The sequence below is a fragment of the Streptomyces sp. JW3 genome (genome assembly GCF_052216785.1).
GTDB lineage: Bacteria > Actinomycetota > Actinomycetes > Streptomycetales > Streptomycetaceae > Streptomyces.
In genome coordinates this window covers 22222-36156 of sequence record NZ_JBQOUX010000011.1, presented here as the reverse complement: position 1 = coordinate 36156, position 13935 = coordinate 22222, and the positions used below count along the sequence as shown (strand labels likewise).

The following is a 13935-nucleotide window of genomic DNA, read 5'->3' as shown; positions in this document are numbered from 1 at the left end:
GAAGGGCGACGACCGTCGACGGACGGGAGCGCGGGGCAATTTGTATCAAGAACGAAGGCGCGCGAGCGAAACCGAAAAGTATGATGAAGATCACTTGCCGGTTTGGCATTTGTAGTACCGGGTATCAGTGCGCGCCGCTCCCCGTCGTCCCGTGCGACAGTGGACGGGCTGTCGGTGCCGTGATGCAGACTGGCCTGGATCCGCACCGTGTCTGGATCCGCACCATGTCAGGGGAGCGCACACCGTGACCGCGTCCATCGCGCCCTTCGAAGGGCCTTTCGGAGAGGGGCACCACCGGCAGCACCCGGGGGCCGACCCGCTGGCCGCCCTGCGCGCCCCCGGCGACCCGCCCGTGGACGTCTACCTCACCGGCACCGTCTTCCTCGACATCGTCTTCACCGGCCTCGACTCCGCCCCGGTGCGCGGCACCGAGTCCTGGGCCCGCGGCATGGGCTCCAGCCCCGGCGGCGTCGCCAACATGGCCACCGCCCTGGCCCGCCTCGGCCTGCGCACCTCACTGGCCGCCGCGTTCGGCGACGACCACTACGGCGACTACTGCTGGGACGCGCTGGAACAGGGCGAGGGCATCGACCTGTCCCCCTCCCGCACCGTCCCCGGCTGGCACTCGCCGGTCACCGTCTCGATGGCCTACGAGGGCGAACGCACCATGGTCTCGCACGGCCACGAGGCCCCCGCCGAGGAACAGCCCGCCCCCGGCTGCCCGCCCCGCGCCCGAGCCGCCGTCGCCTCCCTCATCCCCGGCGTCCGGGCCCCCTGGATCGCCCGCGCCGCCGCGCACGGCACCCGCGTCTTCGCCGACGTCGGCTGGGACGACACCGGCGCCTGGGACCTGGCCGCGCTGCCCGACCTCGCGCACTGCGAGGCGTTCCTGCCCAACGCCGAGGAGGCGATGCGCTACACCGGCACCGACTGCCCGCGCGCCGCCGCGCACGCCCTCACCGAGCACGTACCGCTGGCCGTGGTCACCCTCGGCGCGGACGGCGCCTACGCGGTGGACCGGCGCACCGGGGAGACCGCCGACGTCCCCGCCATCGCCGTGCAGGCCCTGGACCCGACCGGCGCCGGGGACGTCTTCGTCGCCGGGTTCGTCACCGGCACCCTGGCCGGCTGGCCGCTCGCCGACCGCCTCGCCTTCGCCGGACTGACCGCCGCCCTCTCCGTCCAGGAGTTCGGCGGCTCGCTGTCCGCGCCCGGCTGGTCCGAGGTCGCCGCCTGGTGGCGCGAGGTGCGGTCGCTCGACGGCCAGGACCCGGCCGCCCTGTCCCGGTACGCCTTCCTGGGCGCCCTGCTCCCCGACGACCCCTGCCACACGGCCCGGCCCTGGCCGCTGCGCCGCGCGGTCCCGACGATCGGTTTCCGCACCCCGCAGTGAGCGGATCGGAGTGATACGAAAAGTCTTACGGCGTTGTCGGTGCCCCGTCGTACCCTGGGAGTCGTGAGGCCGCCCTCAGCTACGCGGCCGTGACGAGGAGGAACCGCAGGCCTTCAGCGCCGGCCCATGACTCAGACACCCACAGCTCACACCCCCGCGCAGCGGCAGACGAGGGCACGGTTCACCGTCCCCGCCCAGCACCCCATGGTGACCGTCCTGGGGTCCGGCGACTCCCTCCTGCGCGTGATCGAGAAGGCCTTCCCGGCGGCCGACATCCACGTCCGGGGCAACGAGATCAACGCGAGTGGCGAACCGGCGGACGTCGCCCTCATCCAGCGCGTGTTCGACGAGATGATGCTCGTGCTCCGCACCGGGCAGCCGATGACGGAGGACGCAGTGGAACGCTCGATCGCCATGCTCAAGGCGAGCGAGAACGGGGAGAGCGACGGCCAGGAGACCCCGGCCGAGGTGCTCACGCAGAACATCCTGTCCTCGCGCGGCCGCACCATCCGCCCCAAGACGCTGAACCAGAAGCGGTACGTCGACGCCATCGACAAGCACACCATCGTCTTCGGCATCGGCCCGGCGGGCACCGGCAAGACCTACCTGGCGATGGCCAAGGCGGTCCAGGCCCTCCAGTCCAAGCAGGTCAACCGCATCATCCTGACCCGCCCCGCGGTCGAGGCCGGCGAGCGCCTCGGCTTCCTGCCCGGCACCCTCTACGAGAAGATCGACCCCTACCTGCGCCCGCTCTACGACGCGCTGCACGACATGATGGACCCGGACGCGATCCCCCGCCTGATGGCAGCGGGCACGATCGAGGTGGCGCCGCTCGCATACATGCGCGGCCGGACCCTTAATGATGCTTTCATCATTCTGGACGAGGCCCAGAACACCAGCCCCGAGCAGATGAAGATGTTCCTCACCCGGCTCGGCTTCGACTCGAAGATCGTGATCACGGGTGACGTGACCCAGGTCGACCTGCCGGGCGGCACCAAGTCCGGGCTGCGCCAGGTGCAGGACATCCTGGACGGGGTGGACGACGTGCACTTCTCCCGGCTCTCCTCCCAGGACGTGGTCCGGCACAAGCTGGTGGGCCGTATCGTCGACGCCTACGAGAAGTACGACAGCTCCCAGGGGAAGTAGACCAGCACGACCATGTCGATCGACGTCAACAACGAATCCGGAACCGAGGTCGACGAGCAGGCGATCCTCGACATCGCCCGCTACGCGCTCGCGCGGATGCGCATCCACCCGCTCTCCGAGCTGTCGGTGATCGTCGTGGACGCCGACGCCATGGAGCAGCTGCACATCCAGTGGATGGACCTGCCGGGCCCCACCGATGTCATGTCGTTCCCGATGGACGAACTGCGGCCGCCGGCCAAGGACGACGACGAGCCGCCGCAGGGGCTGCTCGGCGACATCGTGCTGTGCCCCGAGGTCGCCGCCAAGCAGGGCGCCGACGCGGAGACCCGGCACACCATGGACGAGGAGCTCCAGCTGCTCACCGTCCACGGGGTGCTGCACCTGCTCGGCTACGACCACGAGGAGCCGGACGAGAAGGCCGAGATGTTCGGCCTGCAGGCGGCCATCGTGGACGGCTGGCGTGCGGAGAAGGGCCTGACCGGCCCGTCCCCGGCCCCGACCGTCTCATGAGCCTGCCGCTCGTCGCGGGCGCGGTCGCCCTGGTCGTCGTCGCCTGGCTCGCCGCCAGCGCCGAGGCCGGACTCGCCCGCGTCTCCAGCTTCCGCGCCGAGGAGGCGGTCCGCTCCGGGCGGCGCGGCAGCGCCAAACTGGCCAAGGTCGCCGCCGACCCGACCCGCTATCTCAACGTGGCGCTGCTGGTCCGGGTCGCCTGCGAGATGGCCGCCGCGGCACTGGTCACGTACGGCTGCCTCAACGAGGTCAGCAACACCACCGAGGCACTGCTGATCGCCATCGCCGTGATGGTGCTGGTGAGTTACGTCGCCGTCGGGGTCTCGCCGCGCACCATCGGCCGCCAGCACCCGCTGAACACGGCCACCGCGGCGGCGTACGTCCTGGTGCCGCTGGCCCGGATCATGGGCCCGATCCCGCCGCTGCTGATCCTCATCGGCAACGCGCTCACCCCCGGCAAGGGCTTCCGCCGCGGCCCGTTCGCCTCCGAGGCCGAACTGCGCGCCCTGGTCGACCTGGCCGAGAAGGAGTCCCTGATCGAGGCCGAGGAGCGTCGCATGGTGCACTCGGTCTTCGAGCTGGGCGACACCCTGGTGCGCGAGGTCATGGTGCCGCGCACCGACCTCGTGGTCATCGAGCGCTACAAGACCATCCGGCAGGCCCTCACCCTCGCCCTGCGCTCCGGTTTCTCCCGCATCCCGGTCACCGGCGACAGCGAGGACGACATCGTCGGCATCGTGTACCTGAAGGACCTGGCCCGCAAGACGCACATCAGCCGGGACGCGGAGAGCGAGCTGGTCTCCACGGCGATGCGCCCGGCGTACTTCGTGCCCGACACCAAGAACGCCGGCGACCTGCTGCGCGACATGCAGAAGGACCGCACCCACGTCGCCGTCGTCATCGACGAGTACGGCGGCACGGCCGGCATCGTCACCATCGAGGACATCCTGGAGGAGATCGTCGGCGAGATCACCGACGAGTACGACCGCGAACTCCCGCCGGTCCAGGAGCTCGGCGAGGACCGCTACCGGGTCACCGCCCGGCTCGACATCGGCGACCTGGGCGAGCTGTACGGCCTGGAGTCGTTCGACGACGAGGACGTGGAGACGGTCGGCGGGCTGCTGGCCAAGGCGCTGGGCCGGGTGCCGATCGCGGGCGCCTCGTCCGTGGTCGAACTGCCCGACGGCCGCTCCCTGCGGCTGACCGCGGAGGCCGCCGCGGGCCGCCGGAACAAGATCGTCACGGTTCTGGCGGAGCCGGAATGAACGGACCGGAACTGCGCGCCCTGTGCCGGTCCTTCAACGCGGCGGTGGAGGACTTCCCCTTCGGCCCCGAGTTCTCGGTTTTCAAGGTGCTGGGCAAGATGTTCGCCCTCACCGACCTGGACGCCCGCCCGCTCACCGTCAACCTCAAGTGCGACCCGGACGACGCGGTCCGGCTGCGCACCGAGCACCCGGACTGGATCATCCCCGGCTGGCACATGAACAAGCGGCACTGGAACACGGTCACGGCCGACGGGGGACTCCCGGACCGCATGGTCCGGGAGCTGGTCGAGGACTCCTACGACCTGGTCGTCGCCGGCCTACCGCGCCCCGACCGCCTCCGCCTCGACCGCCCCTAGGTTCGCCCGTCCTCCTTCGTGCACTTGTCGGTGTCGGCTTCGCTGCCCCGGTCCTCGTCGTCGATGTCCGCCAGCAGGACGCCGCGTGACTCGGCGACTCGCAGTGCGTCGAACAGGCACTCGCTCAGCCGGGCCGCCGCGAAGCGCAGCTCCGCCGTGGACGCCTTCGGGTCGCCCAGCAGATCGCGAGCGGCGCCGAGCACGTGGCTGCCGGCCTTGAGCTGGGCTTCTTCCATCTCGTCCGCGAGCTGTGAGAGGCGGCTCTCCGAGTCGTCCGTACGGAGGTAGGCACGCTTGTCGTCGGACCACGGGAGAAGCCGGAGGGCCTTCATTCGGCTGTCTCCGTGGGCAGAGTCCGGCCCTTGCTCATTGTAATTTGGTGCACGTCGTCAACCTTCGTACAGGTTGGTGGCCATGCCCCCGGGCCGTCGCCACGGTTGCGGGGGTCCTTGCAGGAAGACCCTTTAGCAGGAACCTGCTCCAGGCCATGCGGTGGCCCTATAGGCCCGCCCTATATTTGAGGTATGGGGGAATTCCGCGTGGACTTGTGGTCGCATCCGCAGTTGCTCGCAGCGGTCGCCGCTGAGGACTGGGGCGCCGTGTTCCGTACCTACCGGAAGCTCACAGGGCTGAGCCAGACGAAGCTCGGGGAACGCGCCGGTCTCGCCCAGCCAGAGGTGTCCGACATCGAGCGGGGCCGGCGACACGTCACGTCCGTGGAGGTGCGTCAGCGCATCGTGGGAGGGCTGGACATTCCGGTGTGCCGCCAGGCCACCGAGAGGTCCCCGATTCCTGTGCCCGGCCTCGCGTTGCCCGACATGAGACCGGACGGCGGCCTGTTGGCTCGGGTGACGAGCGTGGTGGACGGCCGACAGCGCGTGGATGTCCCCACACTCGACTGGCTTGACCGGCTGCTGGCGGAGCACCGCCGGGCCGAGGACGAGATCGGGTCACGGCCGCTCGTCGGCCTGATGCGCCAGCAGATCCGGACGGTCGTGGACCTGTACGGCAGCGCGCGCGGCCCGCTGGGTGACCGGGTGGTGCGTCTGGCCTCCGAGCACGCGCAGTTCCTGGCATGGATGGCTCAGGACCAGGGGCAGACGGCAGCCGCGCTGGCCTGGTACGACCGCAGCCACGAGTGGGCGCTGGAGGCCGGGGACGCCGACATGGCCGCCACGACGCTCAGTATGAAGGCGCACATGGCCTGGTCCGGTGGCCGCGGAGACCGATGCGTGCGGCTGGCGGAGGCCGCCCGCTGGTCGACGCCCGGCACGTCCCTCGGCGTTCAGGGCATGGCCGCTCAGATGGCCGCCCGGGGCCACGCGCTCAACGGCGACGCCCATGAGGCCGAGCGATTGCTGAATGAAGCCCAAGAACTCATCAGCCGCGCGGCCAAGCACCCGGAGGACGAGCCACCATGGATGTATTTCTACGGCGAGACGTGGTTCATCCTGCAACGAGGCATGGCTGCCGTGCACTTGAGGGACTGGCGGGCGGCCGTCGATCACTTCGCGGTCGGCTTGGAAGCATTGCCGGACGACTACCGGCGTGACCGAACCTGGTACCGGGCATGCCACGCGCACGCCCTCGCCGAGGCGAGTGAAGCCGAGGAAGCAGTCGCGGTCGCCACGGCGACCGTGGCGGACGCAGCCGACATCGGCCGCCCCCACTCGTGGAACGAACTCCACACCGTGGCCGCCGTCCTTCTGCGGCGCGGTACCAAGGAGGGACGCGGGCTCCTGGCCGCGCTCCGCGCCAACGACTGACATCGGACTGGGGCACGACGCGGCTCCCACAAAGGAGTTGCCCGCAGTGGGGGACCTGTGCGAACCTCCTGCCTCATCTCTTCGAAAGGGCTGGTCATGACGCTAGGCATGGTTCTCGGTGACTCCTCCTCCCGCGCTTCGACGCGGGAGCGGTAGCCCGGCCCGCCCTGACCGCTCCTCTCCTCGTCGAAGTGCTCTTCGTGCCCCCGCACGTTCGATCACGAGGAGTACACCGTGGACACGATCCACTGGACCGAGACGAACACGCTCCGTTCCGCCCCCTGGCATTCCGAGAGCGCGACACCGCCGCCTGGCCGCGTCGTCGGCGCGGACGACCGTATGAAGGCCGCGGTCGCCCACCGTCTGGTCTGCGAAGGCACCGCCCTGTTGTGGCGGGGCGGCTTCCCCGACGCACGTCAATTGCTGCGGGCGATGGGCCGCCGTATCGACCGGAAACCGGCCCGGCAGGGGGAGAGCCCGGCGGACTCCTTCCATCTGCACCGCAGGGCCCGCGGCCACCGCGCCCGCGTGCTGGGCGGGCTTCTCGTCCTGCTCGAAGACGACTACCGCGTGAACCTGCGCAGAGCTCCCGACGTGCGCCAGGCATGCACCGAGGCGTACGGTCCGCCGTGCGGGCCACTGGCCGTCCCGCTCACCGAGCTGCTCGGTGTGATCGGAGCACATCAGTGGCGTACGAAGGGCGTGTGGGTACCGGCCCTCGATGCTCGCGTCCATCCGCATTACGGCGTGTTCTCCCCGGTCCGGGGCGAGTACGTCGACCTCGTCGCCCACGCACCGCTTCCCGCCGCACCAGCGGGCCGCCGCGCGGGTCTCCGTACCGCGTTCGACCTCGGTACGGGAACGGGAGTGCTCGCCGCCGTCCTGGTCAGGCGGGGGTTCGACCGGGTCGTGGCCACTGACGCCAGCCCGCGTGCCCTGGCCTGCGCCCGCGACAACGTCCGCCGGCTCCGCTGCACCGGGCACATCGACGTCGTGGGCCCCGGCCTGTTTCCCGACGGCCGTGCGCACCTCGTCGTCTGCAATCCGCCCTGGATCCCGGCCCGGCCCACCTCCGCACTGGAGCGAGCCGTCTACGACCCGGGCTGTGCCATGCTCCACGGCTTCCTGAACGGGCTCACCGCCCACCTCGAACCGGGCGGCGAGGGATGGCTGATCCTCTCGGACCTGGCCGAGCGCCTCGGCCTCCGCACGCGCGGCGACCTCCTGGCCCGCATCGAGGCGGCCGGCCTGCGCGTGCTGGACCGGACCGACATCCGGCCGCGGCACTCACGGGTGCGGGACACTGCCGATCCCCTGCACGCCGCCAGAGCCGCAGAGGTCACCTCGCTCTGGCGGCTGGTACCCGCCCGGCCCGATCAGGGCTTTCGTATGCTCACTCCATGACCGACAGCGCGCTCGCCCCCGAGGACAAGAAGATCGTCACCCTGGCCCGTTCCGCGCGGGCCCGCAACCAGGTGCCCGAGGGTGCCGCCGTGCGCGACGAGACCGGCCGTACCTACGTCGCCGGCACCGTGGCCCTGGACTCCCTGAACCTCAGCGCGCTGCGTACGGCGGTGGCGATGGCGGTGGCCTCCGGCGCGGCCTCGCTGGAGGCGGCGGCGGTGGTGACCGGCGCCGCGTCCCTGCCCGACGAGGACCTGGCGGCCGTCCGGGACCTGGGCGGTCCGAAGACGCCGGTGCTGGTGGCCGGGCCCGACGGCGAGGTCCGGGAGACCGTCACCGCCGGCTGATTCACCAGGATCTAGAGCGCGTCCGGGCCGCGTTCGCCGGTGCGGACCCGGACGACCGTCTCGACCGGCACCGCCCACACCTTGCCGTCGCCGATCTTGCCGGTCCGCGCGGCCCGCACGACCGCGTCGAGCACCGCCTCGGCGTCCGCGTCCTCGACGACCACCTCGATGCGGACCTTCGGTACCAGGTCGACCTGGTACTCGGCGCCGCGGTAGACCTCGGTGTGGCCGCGCTGCCGGCCGTAGCCGCTGGCCTCGGTGACGGTCAGGCCCTGGACGCCCAGGTCCCGCAGGGCGGTCTTGACCTCGTCGAGGCGGTGCGGCTTGACGATGGCGGTGATGAGCTTCATGCCGGGGGCTTGACCTTCTGAGCGGTGGGGAGAGCGGACGCGCCGACCGGGGCGCCGTGGCCCAGGACCCCGTGATCGTAGGCCGTCTCCGCGTGCACCGTAAGGTCCAGGCCGGTCTGCTCCTGCTCCGGGCTCGCCCGCAGGCCCATCGTCCGGTCCAGCAGCCGGCCGATGCCGTACGTCATTGCGAAGGCGTACGCGGCCACGGCGACCACCGCCAGCAGCTGCTTGCCGAGCTGGGCGAGGCCGCCGCCGTACAGCAGACCCTCGGCGCCGCCGGTCATCGCGGACGTGGCGAAGACGCCGATCAGCAGCGTGCCGATGATCCCGCCGACCAGGTGGACCCCGACGACGTCCAGCGAGTCGTCGTAGTTCAGCCTGAACTTCCAGCTCACCGCCCAGGAGCAGACGCCGCCCGCGGCCAGCCCCACCACCAGCGCGCCCAGCAGCGACACCGAGCCGCAGGACGGGGTGACGGCGACCAGGCCGGCCACCGCGCCGGAGGCCGCGCCCAGCGTGGTGGGGTGGCCGTCGCGCCGCTGCTCGACGAAGAGCCAGCCCAGCAGACCCGTACAGCCGGCCGCGAGGGTGTTGAGGAAGGCGGCGGCCGCCAGGCCGTTCGCGCCGAGCGCGGAGCCCGCGTTGAAGCCGAACCAGCCGAACCAGAGCAGCCCGGCGCCCAGCACCACCATCGGCAGGTTGTGCGGACGCATCGCGTCCCGCTTGAAACCGAGCCGCGGGCCGAGCACCAGGCACAGCGCCAGTCCGGAGGCGCCGGAGGTGATCTCGACCGGCAGCCCGCCCGCGAAGTCGAGGGCGCCCAGCCTGTCCATGATCCAGCCGCCGGGGCCCCACACCCAGTGCGCGACGGGAACGTATACGAGCAGCGCCCAGACGGGGACGAAGACCAGCCACGCGCCGAACTTCGCCCGATCCGCGACCGCCCCGCTGACCAGAGCGGCGGTGATGATCGCGAAGGTGAGCTGGAAGGTGGCGAACAGGACGGTGGGGACCGTGCCCCGGGCGCTGTCCGGGCCCAGGCCCGCCATCCCGGCGTGCTCCAGGCCGCCGATCAGCCCGCCGCCGGCGTCGGCGCCGAAGGCCAGCGAGTAGCCGCACGCCAGCCACACCACCGTCACCAGCGCGATCGACACGAAGCTCATCATCAGCATGTTGAGCACGCTCTTCGCGCGGACCATGCCGCCGTAGAACAGGGCCAGGCCCGGCGTCATCAGCAGGACCAGGGCGGTGGCGGCGAGCAGCCAGGCGGTGTCACCGGTGTCCACGGTGGCGGCGGCGAGGGGCACGGTCGGTCTCCAACGGGTCTCCGACGGGGTGGGGGCTCGTCCGAGCGTCACCGCCTCGCGTTTCCGCTCGCGCACAGCGGTGTTTCCGTAGCGTTTCGTTGCGTGCGGGTTTCGCAAAGCTCACCCCGCGCGGGCCTGTCGGGGGCACGCCAGGACACTGGTACGGCGGGGCCCTGTGGATCAGGGACAATGGGCGCCATGAGCGTTCGTACCCAGTCATCCGAAGAACCGGCCGAGGCTGTTCACCGGGCCGGCTTCGCCTGCTTCGTGGGCCGTCCCAACGCGGGCAAGTCCACCCTCACGAACGCTCTGGTCGGGCAGAAGGTGGCGATCACCTCCAACCGTCCGCAGACCACCCGGCACACCGTGCGGGGCATCGTGCACCGGCCCGACGCCCAGCTGATCCTGGTCGACACCCCGGGACTGCACAAGCCGCGCACCCTGCTCGGCGAGCGGCTCAACGACGTGGTGCGCACCACCTGGGCCGAGGTCGACGTGATCGGCTTCTGTCTGCCCGCCAACGAGAAGCTCGGCCCCGGCGACCGGTTCATCGCCAAGGAACTCGCCGGGATCAAGAAGACCCCGAAGGTCGCCGTCGTCACCAAGACCGACCTGGTGGACGGCAAGACGCTGGCCGAGCAGCTCATCGCCGTCGACCAGCTCGGACAGGAGCTGGGCATCGGCTGGGCCGAGATCGTCCCGGTGTCCGCCACCGCCGGGCAGCAGGTCGACCTGCTCGCCGACCTCCTCGTCCCGCTCATGCCCGAGGGCCCCACCCTCTACCCCGAGGGCGACCTCACCGACGAGCCCGAGCAGGTCATGGTCGCCGAGCTGATCCGGGAGGCCGCGCTGGAGGGCGTCCGCGACGAGCTGCCGCACTCCATCGCCGTGGTCGTCGAGGAGATGCTGCCGCGCGAGGACCGTCCGGCCGACAAGCCGCTGCTCGACATCCACGCCAACGTCTTCATCGAGCGGCCCAGCCAGAAGGGGATCATCATCGGTCCCAAGGGCAAGCGGCTGAAGGACGTCGGCATCAAGTCCCGCAAACAGATCGAGGCGCTGCTGGGCACGCCGGTCTTCCTGGACCTGCATGTGAAGGTGGCGAAGGACTGGCAGCGGGATCCCAAGCAGTTGCGACGGCTGGGTTTCTGACCGTCACCGCTGCTCCCGCAACACCTCCCGGAACCATCTGTACGACGCTTTGGGCGTCCGCCGCTGCGTCGTGAAGTCGACGTGCACCAGGCCGAACCGGTGCGCGTACCCCTCCGCCCACTCGAAGTTGTCCAGCAGCGACCACACGAAGTAGCCGCGTACGTCCACCCCGGCGGTCAGCGCCTCGTGCAGGGCGCGCAGGTGGCCGTCGAGGTAGGCGATGCGGGCCTGGTCGTCGAGGCCGTCGTAGGCGCAGCCGTTCTCGGTGATCACGATCGGCGGGAGGCGGTCGCCGTAGCGGGCGCGGAAGCCGGTGAGCAGCTCGGTCAGCGCCTTGGGGACCACCGGCCAGCCGGAGTCGGTCACCGGGCGGCCCGGGATCTCCCGGCGGGAGAAGGGGAGTTCGGCGCCGAACTGGTCCGTACCGTCCGGGGCGCCCACCCGGGCCGGCGCGTAGTAGTTCACGCCGTAGAAGTCCAGCGGCTCGGCGATCACCTCCAGGTCCGCGTCGACGTCCCCCGGCATCAGCTCACCGACGCCGTCCGGGTAGCGGCCGAGCAGCAGCGGGTCGGCGAACATCCGGTTCAGCAGGGTGTCGTAGAGGTCGGCCGCCTCCCGGTCGGCGGGCTGCTCGGAGGCCGGCCAGGTCGGGCCGTGCGAGTTGGCGATGCCGATGCCGGTCGCGCCGGCCGCGCGCAGCGCCCGGACCGCCAGGCCGTGCGCGAGGAGTTGGTGGTGGGCCACCGGCAGCGCGTCGAACAGCAGCCGCTCACCCGGCGCGTGCACCCCCAGGGCGTGGCCCAGCAGGGTGTGTTCGGCGGGCTCGTTGAGCGTGATCCAGCTGCCCACCCGGTCGCCGAGCCGGTCCGCGACCCGGGCCACGTACCCGGCGAACCGGTCCGCCGTGGCCCGCTGCCGCCAGTCGAGGCCGAGCGGCAGGTCCCAGTGGAAGAGGGTCGGCACCGGGCGCACGCCCGCCGCGCACAGCTCGTCCGTCAGCCGGTCGTAGAAGTCCAGTCCGCCGGGGGAGTTCACCCGCGGCCAGGACACCGAGAAGCGGTACGCGTCCACGCCCAGACCGGCCAGCAGCGCCACGTCCTCCCGGTACCGGCGGCAGTGGTCGCAGGCCACCGCCGCCGTCGAACCGTCCCGGACCCGCCCCGGCCGGTCACTGAACGCGTCCCACACCGACCGCTCGCGGGTCTCGACGGCCCCCTCGATCTGGTGCGCCGAGGTCGACACACCCCACCGGAAACCGGCCGGGAACGCGGGTATCGGGCCACTCACGCGCCCTCCTTGAGCACCCGGGAGATCAGCCGCCGCTGTTCCTCGGTCAGCCGGGGATCGGCCGCGTACACCGTCCGGCCGTCCACGGTGATCTGGTAGCTGAACCCGTCCGGCACCCCGACGGGCGGGGTGGTCCGGGCGGTCTCCACCGCCCGCTCGGCCAGCGCGTGCCACTCCTGCGCGTCCGGCCGCCCGGCGGTGTCCACCTCCGCGCGCCGCTCGATGCCCGCGAAGCCTCCTGTACGCCGCACCTGAATCCGCATGGCTCTGTGTCTAGTGCCTCCCGGCCGGATACGGAACTAGGAGGTGGGCACCCCGACCTGTTCCCACGCCTTGCTCACCGCGTCCAGTTCCTCCCCGTCGTCGCCGTACCGCTCCCGGGCCGCCGCCAGGGTCAGCCCGGCGAACTCCTCGAACGTCGCGTCCGAGCCCAGCCGGCCGCCGGTCAGCGCGTCGTACCAGACCTGCCCGGCGCGCTCCCACGCCTTGCCGCCCAGCGCCTTGGCGAACAGGTAGAAGGCGTGGTTGGGGATGCCGGAGTTGATGTGCACACCGCCGTTGTCCTGGCCGGTCTGCACGTAGTCGTCCATCGTCGCGGGCTGCGGGTCCTTGCCGAGCACGTCGTCGTCGTAGGCCGTGCCCGGGGCCTTCAGCGAGCGCAGCGCGGTGCCGGTGACGTCCGGGCCGAGCAGGCCCTCGCCGATCAGCCAGTCGGCCTGCTCGGCGGTCTGGTCCTTGGAGTACTGCTTGATGAGGGAGCCGAAGACGTCCGAGACCGACTCGTTCAGGGCGCCGCTCTGGTTGAAGTAGGCCAGGTTGGCCGTGTACTGGGTGACGCCGTGGACGAGTTCGTGGCCGATGACGTCGAGGGAGACGGTGAAGTCGAGGAAGATCTCGCCGTCCCCGTCGCCGAACACCATCTGCTCGCCGTTCCAGAACGCGTTGCCGTAGTCGTGGTCGTAGTGCACGGAGGCGTCCAGCGGCAGTCCGTTGCCGTCGATCGAGTTGCGCCCGTACGCCTTGAAGAGCATCTCGTAGGTGGTGCCGAGGCCCGCGTAGGCGCGGTTGACGGTGGCGTCCTTGCCGGGTTTGTCGCCCTCGCCGCGCACCTTGGTGCCCGGCAGGTCGGTGCCGTGCCGCAGGTCGTAGATGGTGCGGTGCGGCTTGCCGGCCGCGGCGCCCGCGGGCGCGGCCACGGTGCGCGCGCCGACCACCGTGGTCAGGCGGCGCTGGGTACGCTCGGCTGCGTCGCGCCGCAGGGTGCGGCGGGCCCGGTCGGCGACCGTGCTGTTCTCGGCCCGGGAGAGCCGGTCGAGAAGGTGCGGCGGGACGATGGTGCAGAAGACGGGCTGGAAGCCCCCGTTGGTGTTCATGCATCGAACCATCGCACTGCGTAGCGCCCCTGTCACTACCTGCAATCATGATTGGTGAAACTGAGGCACCGGTGAGTGACCCCGGCGTCCCTCAAGTGGTATGCGGCACTTTTTGTCCCGGTTCTCCCACCGGTCCCGCATACTGATACGGACCCGCGTATCCGGCCCGGCTGGGCTACGCTGCACAGCACCATGCGTTTCGGGCTGCTTCTCCTTAGCTGCCGCGGCGAGGGCCTGTAGTCGAGGCCGACTCCCTCCCCGCGGAGCTGAGTGTTGCGT

The 13935-nt window shown here is 71.2% G+C and carries 15 protein-coding genes; 9 read left to right on the top strand and 6 right to left on the bottom strand.

Translation table 11 applies throughout. The annotated features are described in order from the left end of the window. Nucleotides 1–244 precede the first annotated feature (244 nt). The 5 genes from ACTT8P_RS07255 (at nt 245) to ACTT8P_RS07235 (ending at nt 4670) form a co-directional block, all read left to right on the top strand. On the top strand, nt 245–1393 hold the full coding sequence (locus ACTT8P_RS07255) for a carbohydrate kinase family protein (RefSeq protein ID WP_442830701.1): 1149 nt from the start codon (nt 245–247) through the stop codon (nt 1391–1393). Between the two features lie 126 nt (nt 1394–1519). After that, on the top strand, nt 1520–2539 hold the full coding sequence (locus tag ACTT8P_RS07250) for a PhoH family protein (protein ID WP_442830700.1): 1020 nt from the start codon (nt 1520–1522) through the stop codon (nt 2537–2539). A 12-nt stretch (nt 2540–2551) separates the two neighbouring features. After that, the gene (gene ybeY / locus ACTT8P_RS07245) at nt 2552–3049 is read left to right on the top strand and encodes an rRNA maturation RNase YbeY (protein WP_442830699.1); all 498 of its coding nucleotides are present in this window, start codon (nt 2552–2554) and stop codon (nt 3047–3049) included. After that, a complete protein-coding gene (locus ACTT8P_RS07240) occupies nt 3046–4314 on the top strand; it encodes a hemolysin family protein (protein ID WP_442830698.1) in 1269 nt (422 codons plus the stop codon). The genes ybeY and ACTT8P_RS07240 overlap by 4 nt, the downstream gene beginning before the upstream one ends. Next, nucleotides 4311–4670: an MmcQ/YjbR family DNA-binding protein gene (locus ACTT8P_RS07235; RefSeq protein WP_442830697.1), complete on the top strand. Its 360-nt coding sequence runs from the start codon at nt 4311–4313 to the stop codon at nt 4668–4670. The genes ACTT8P_RS07240 and ACTT8P_RS07235 overlap by 4 nt, the downstream gene beginning before the upstream one ends. On the opposite strand, the gene ACTT8P_RS07230 is transcribed toward ACTT8P_RS07235, so the two are convergent. After that, complete coding sequence (locus ACTT8P_RS07230) at nt 4667–5002, bottom strand: hypothetical protein (protein WP_442830696.1); 336 nt, start codon at nt 5000–5002, stop codon at nt 4667–4669. The two genes, ACTT8P_RS07235 and ACTT8P_RS07230, sit on opposite strands and share 4 nt — an antisense overlap. A 192-nt stretch (nt 5003–5194) precedes the next feature. On the opposite strand from ACTT8P_RS07230, the gene ACTT8P_RS07225 reads away from it, so the two are divergent. From ACTT8P_RS07225 to ACTT8P_RS07215, 3 genes are all read left to right on the top strand, one after another. After that, the gene (locus ACTT8P_RS07225; protein WP_442830695.1) at nt 5195–6436 is read left to right on the top strand and encodes a helix-turn-helix domain-containing protein; all 1242 of its coding nucleotides are present in this window, start codon (nt 5195–5197) and stop codon (nt 6434–6436) included. 234 nt (nt 6437–6670) lie between these two features. Next, nucleotides 6671–7840: a methyltransferase gene (locus ACTT8P_RS07220; protein WP_442830694.1), complete on the top strand. Its 1170-nt coding sequence runs from the start codon at nt 6671–6673 to the stop codon at nt 7838–7840. Next, nucleotides 7837–8187, top strand: coding sequence for a cytidine deaminase (locus tag ACTT8P_RS07215; protein WP_442830693.1), 351 nt, complete (start codon nt 7837–7839; stop codon nt 8185–8187). The genes ACTT8P_RS07220 and ACTT8P_RS07215 overlap by 4 nt, the downstream gene beginning before the upstream one ends. Before the next feature lie 11 nt (nt 8188–8198). On the opposite strand, the gene ACTT8P_RS07210 is transcribed toward ACTT8P_RS07215, so the two are convergent. Together ACTT8P_RS07210 and ACTT8P_RS07205 are read right to left on the bottom strand one after the other, a co-directional pair. Then, entirely contained in the window at nt 8199–8537 is a 339-nt protein-coding gene (locus ACTT8P_RS07210; RefSeq protein ID WP_442830692.1) for a P-II family nitrogen regulator, read from the bottom strand. Next, on the bottom strand, nt 8534–9844 hold the full coding sequence (locus tag ACTT8P_RS07205; protein WP_442830691.1) for an ammonium transporter: 1311 nt from the start codon (nt 9842–9844) through the stop codon (nt 8534–8536). The genes ACTT8P_RS07210 and ACTT8P_RS07205 overlap by 4 nt, the downstream gene beginning before the upstream one ends. Nucleotides 9845–10042: 198 nt before the next feature. Here ACTT8P_RS07205 and era point away from each other — a divergent pair, with 198 nt between their 5' ends. Then, complete coding sequence (gene era, locus ACTT8P_RS07200) at nt 10043–10996, top strand: GTPase Era (RefSeq protein WP_442830690.1); 954 nt, start codon at nt 10043–10045, stop codon at nt 10994–10996. A 3-nt stretch (nt 10997–10999) separates the two neighbouring features. Here era and ACTT8P_RS07195 read toward each other — a convergent pair whose 3' ends face one another. Genes ACTT8P_RS07195 through ACTT8P_RS07185 form a run of 3 tightly spaced genes read right to left on the bottom strand, consistent with a single transcriptional unit; the run spans nt 11000 to nt 13656 of the window. Continuing rightward, nucleotides 11000–12283 (bottom strand): GH1 family beta-glucosidase, encoded by a 1284-nt coding sequence (locus ACTT8P_RS07195; RefSeq protein ID WP_442830689.1) that lies wholly within the window; start codon nt 12281–12283, stop codon nt 11000–11002. Further along, complete coding sequence (locus tag ACTT8P_RS07190) at nt 12280–12546, bottom strand: protealysin inhibitor emfourin (protein ID WP_442830688.1); 267 nt, start codon at nt 12544–12546, stop codon at nt 12280–12282. Before ACTT8P_RS07190 ends, ACTT8P_RS07195 begins: the two co-directional genes overlap by 4 nt. 36 nt (nt 12547–12582) lie before the next feature. Next, nucleotides 12583–13656, bottom strand: a complete 1074-nt coding sequence (locus tag ACTT8P_RS07185; protein WP_442830687.1) for a M4 family metallopeptidase — start codon at nt 13654–13656, stop codon at nt 12583–12585. Nucleotides 13657–13935 lie beyond the last annotated feature (279 nt).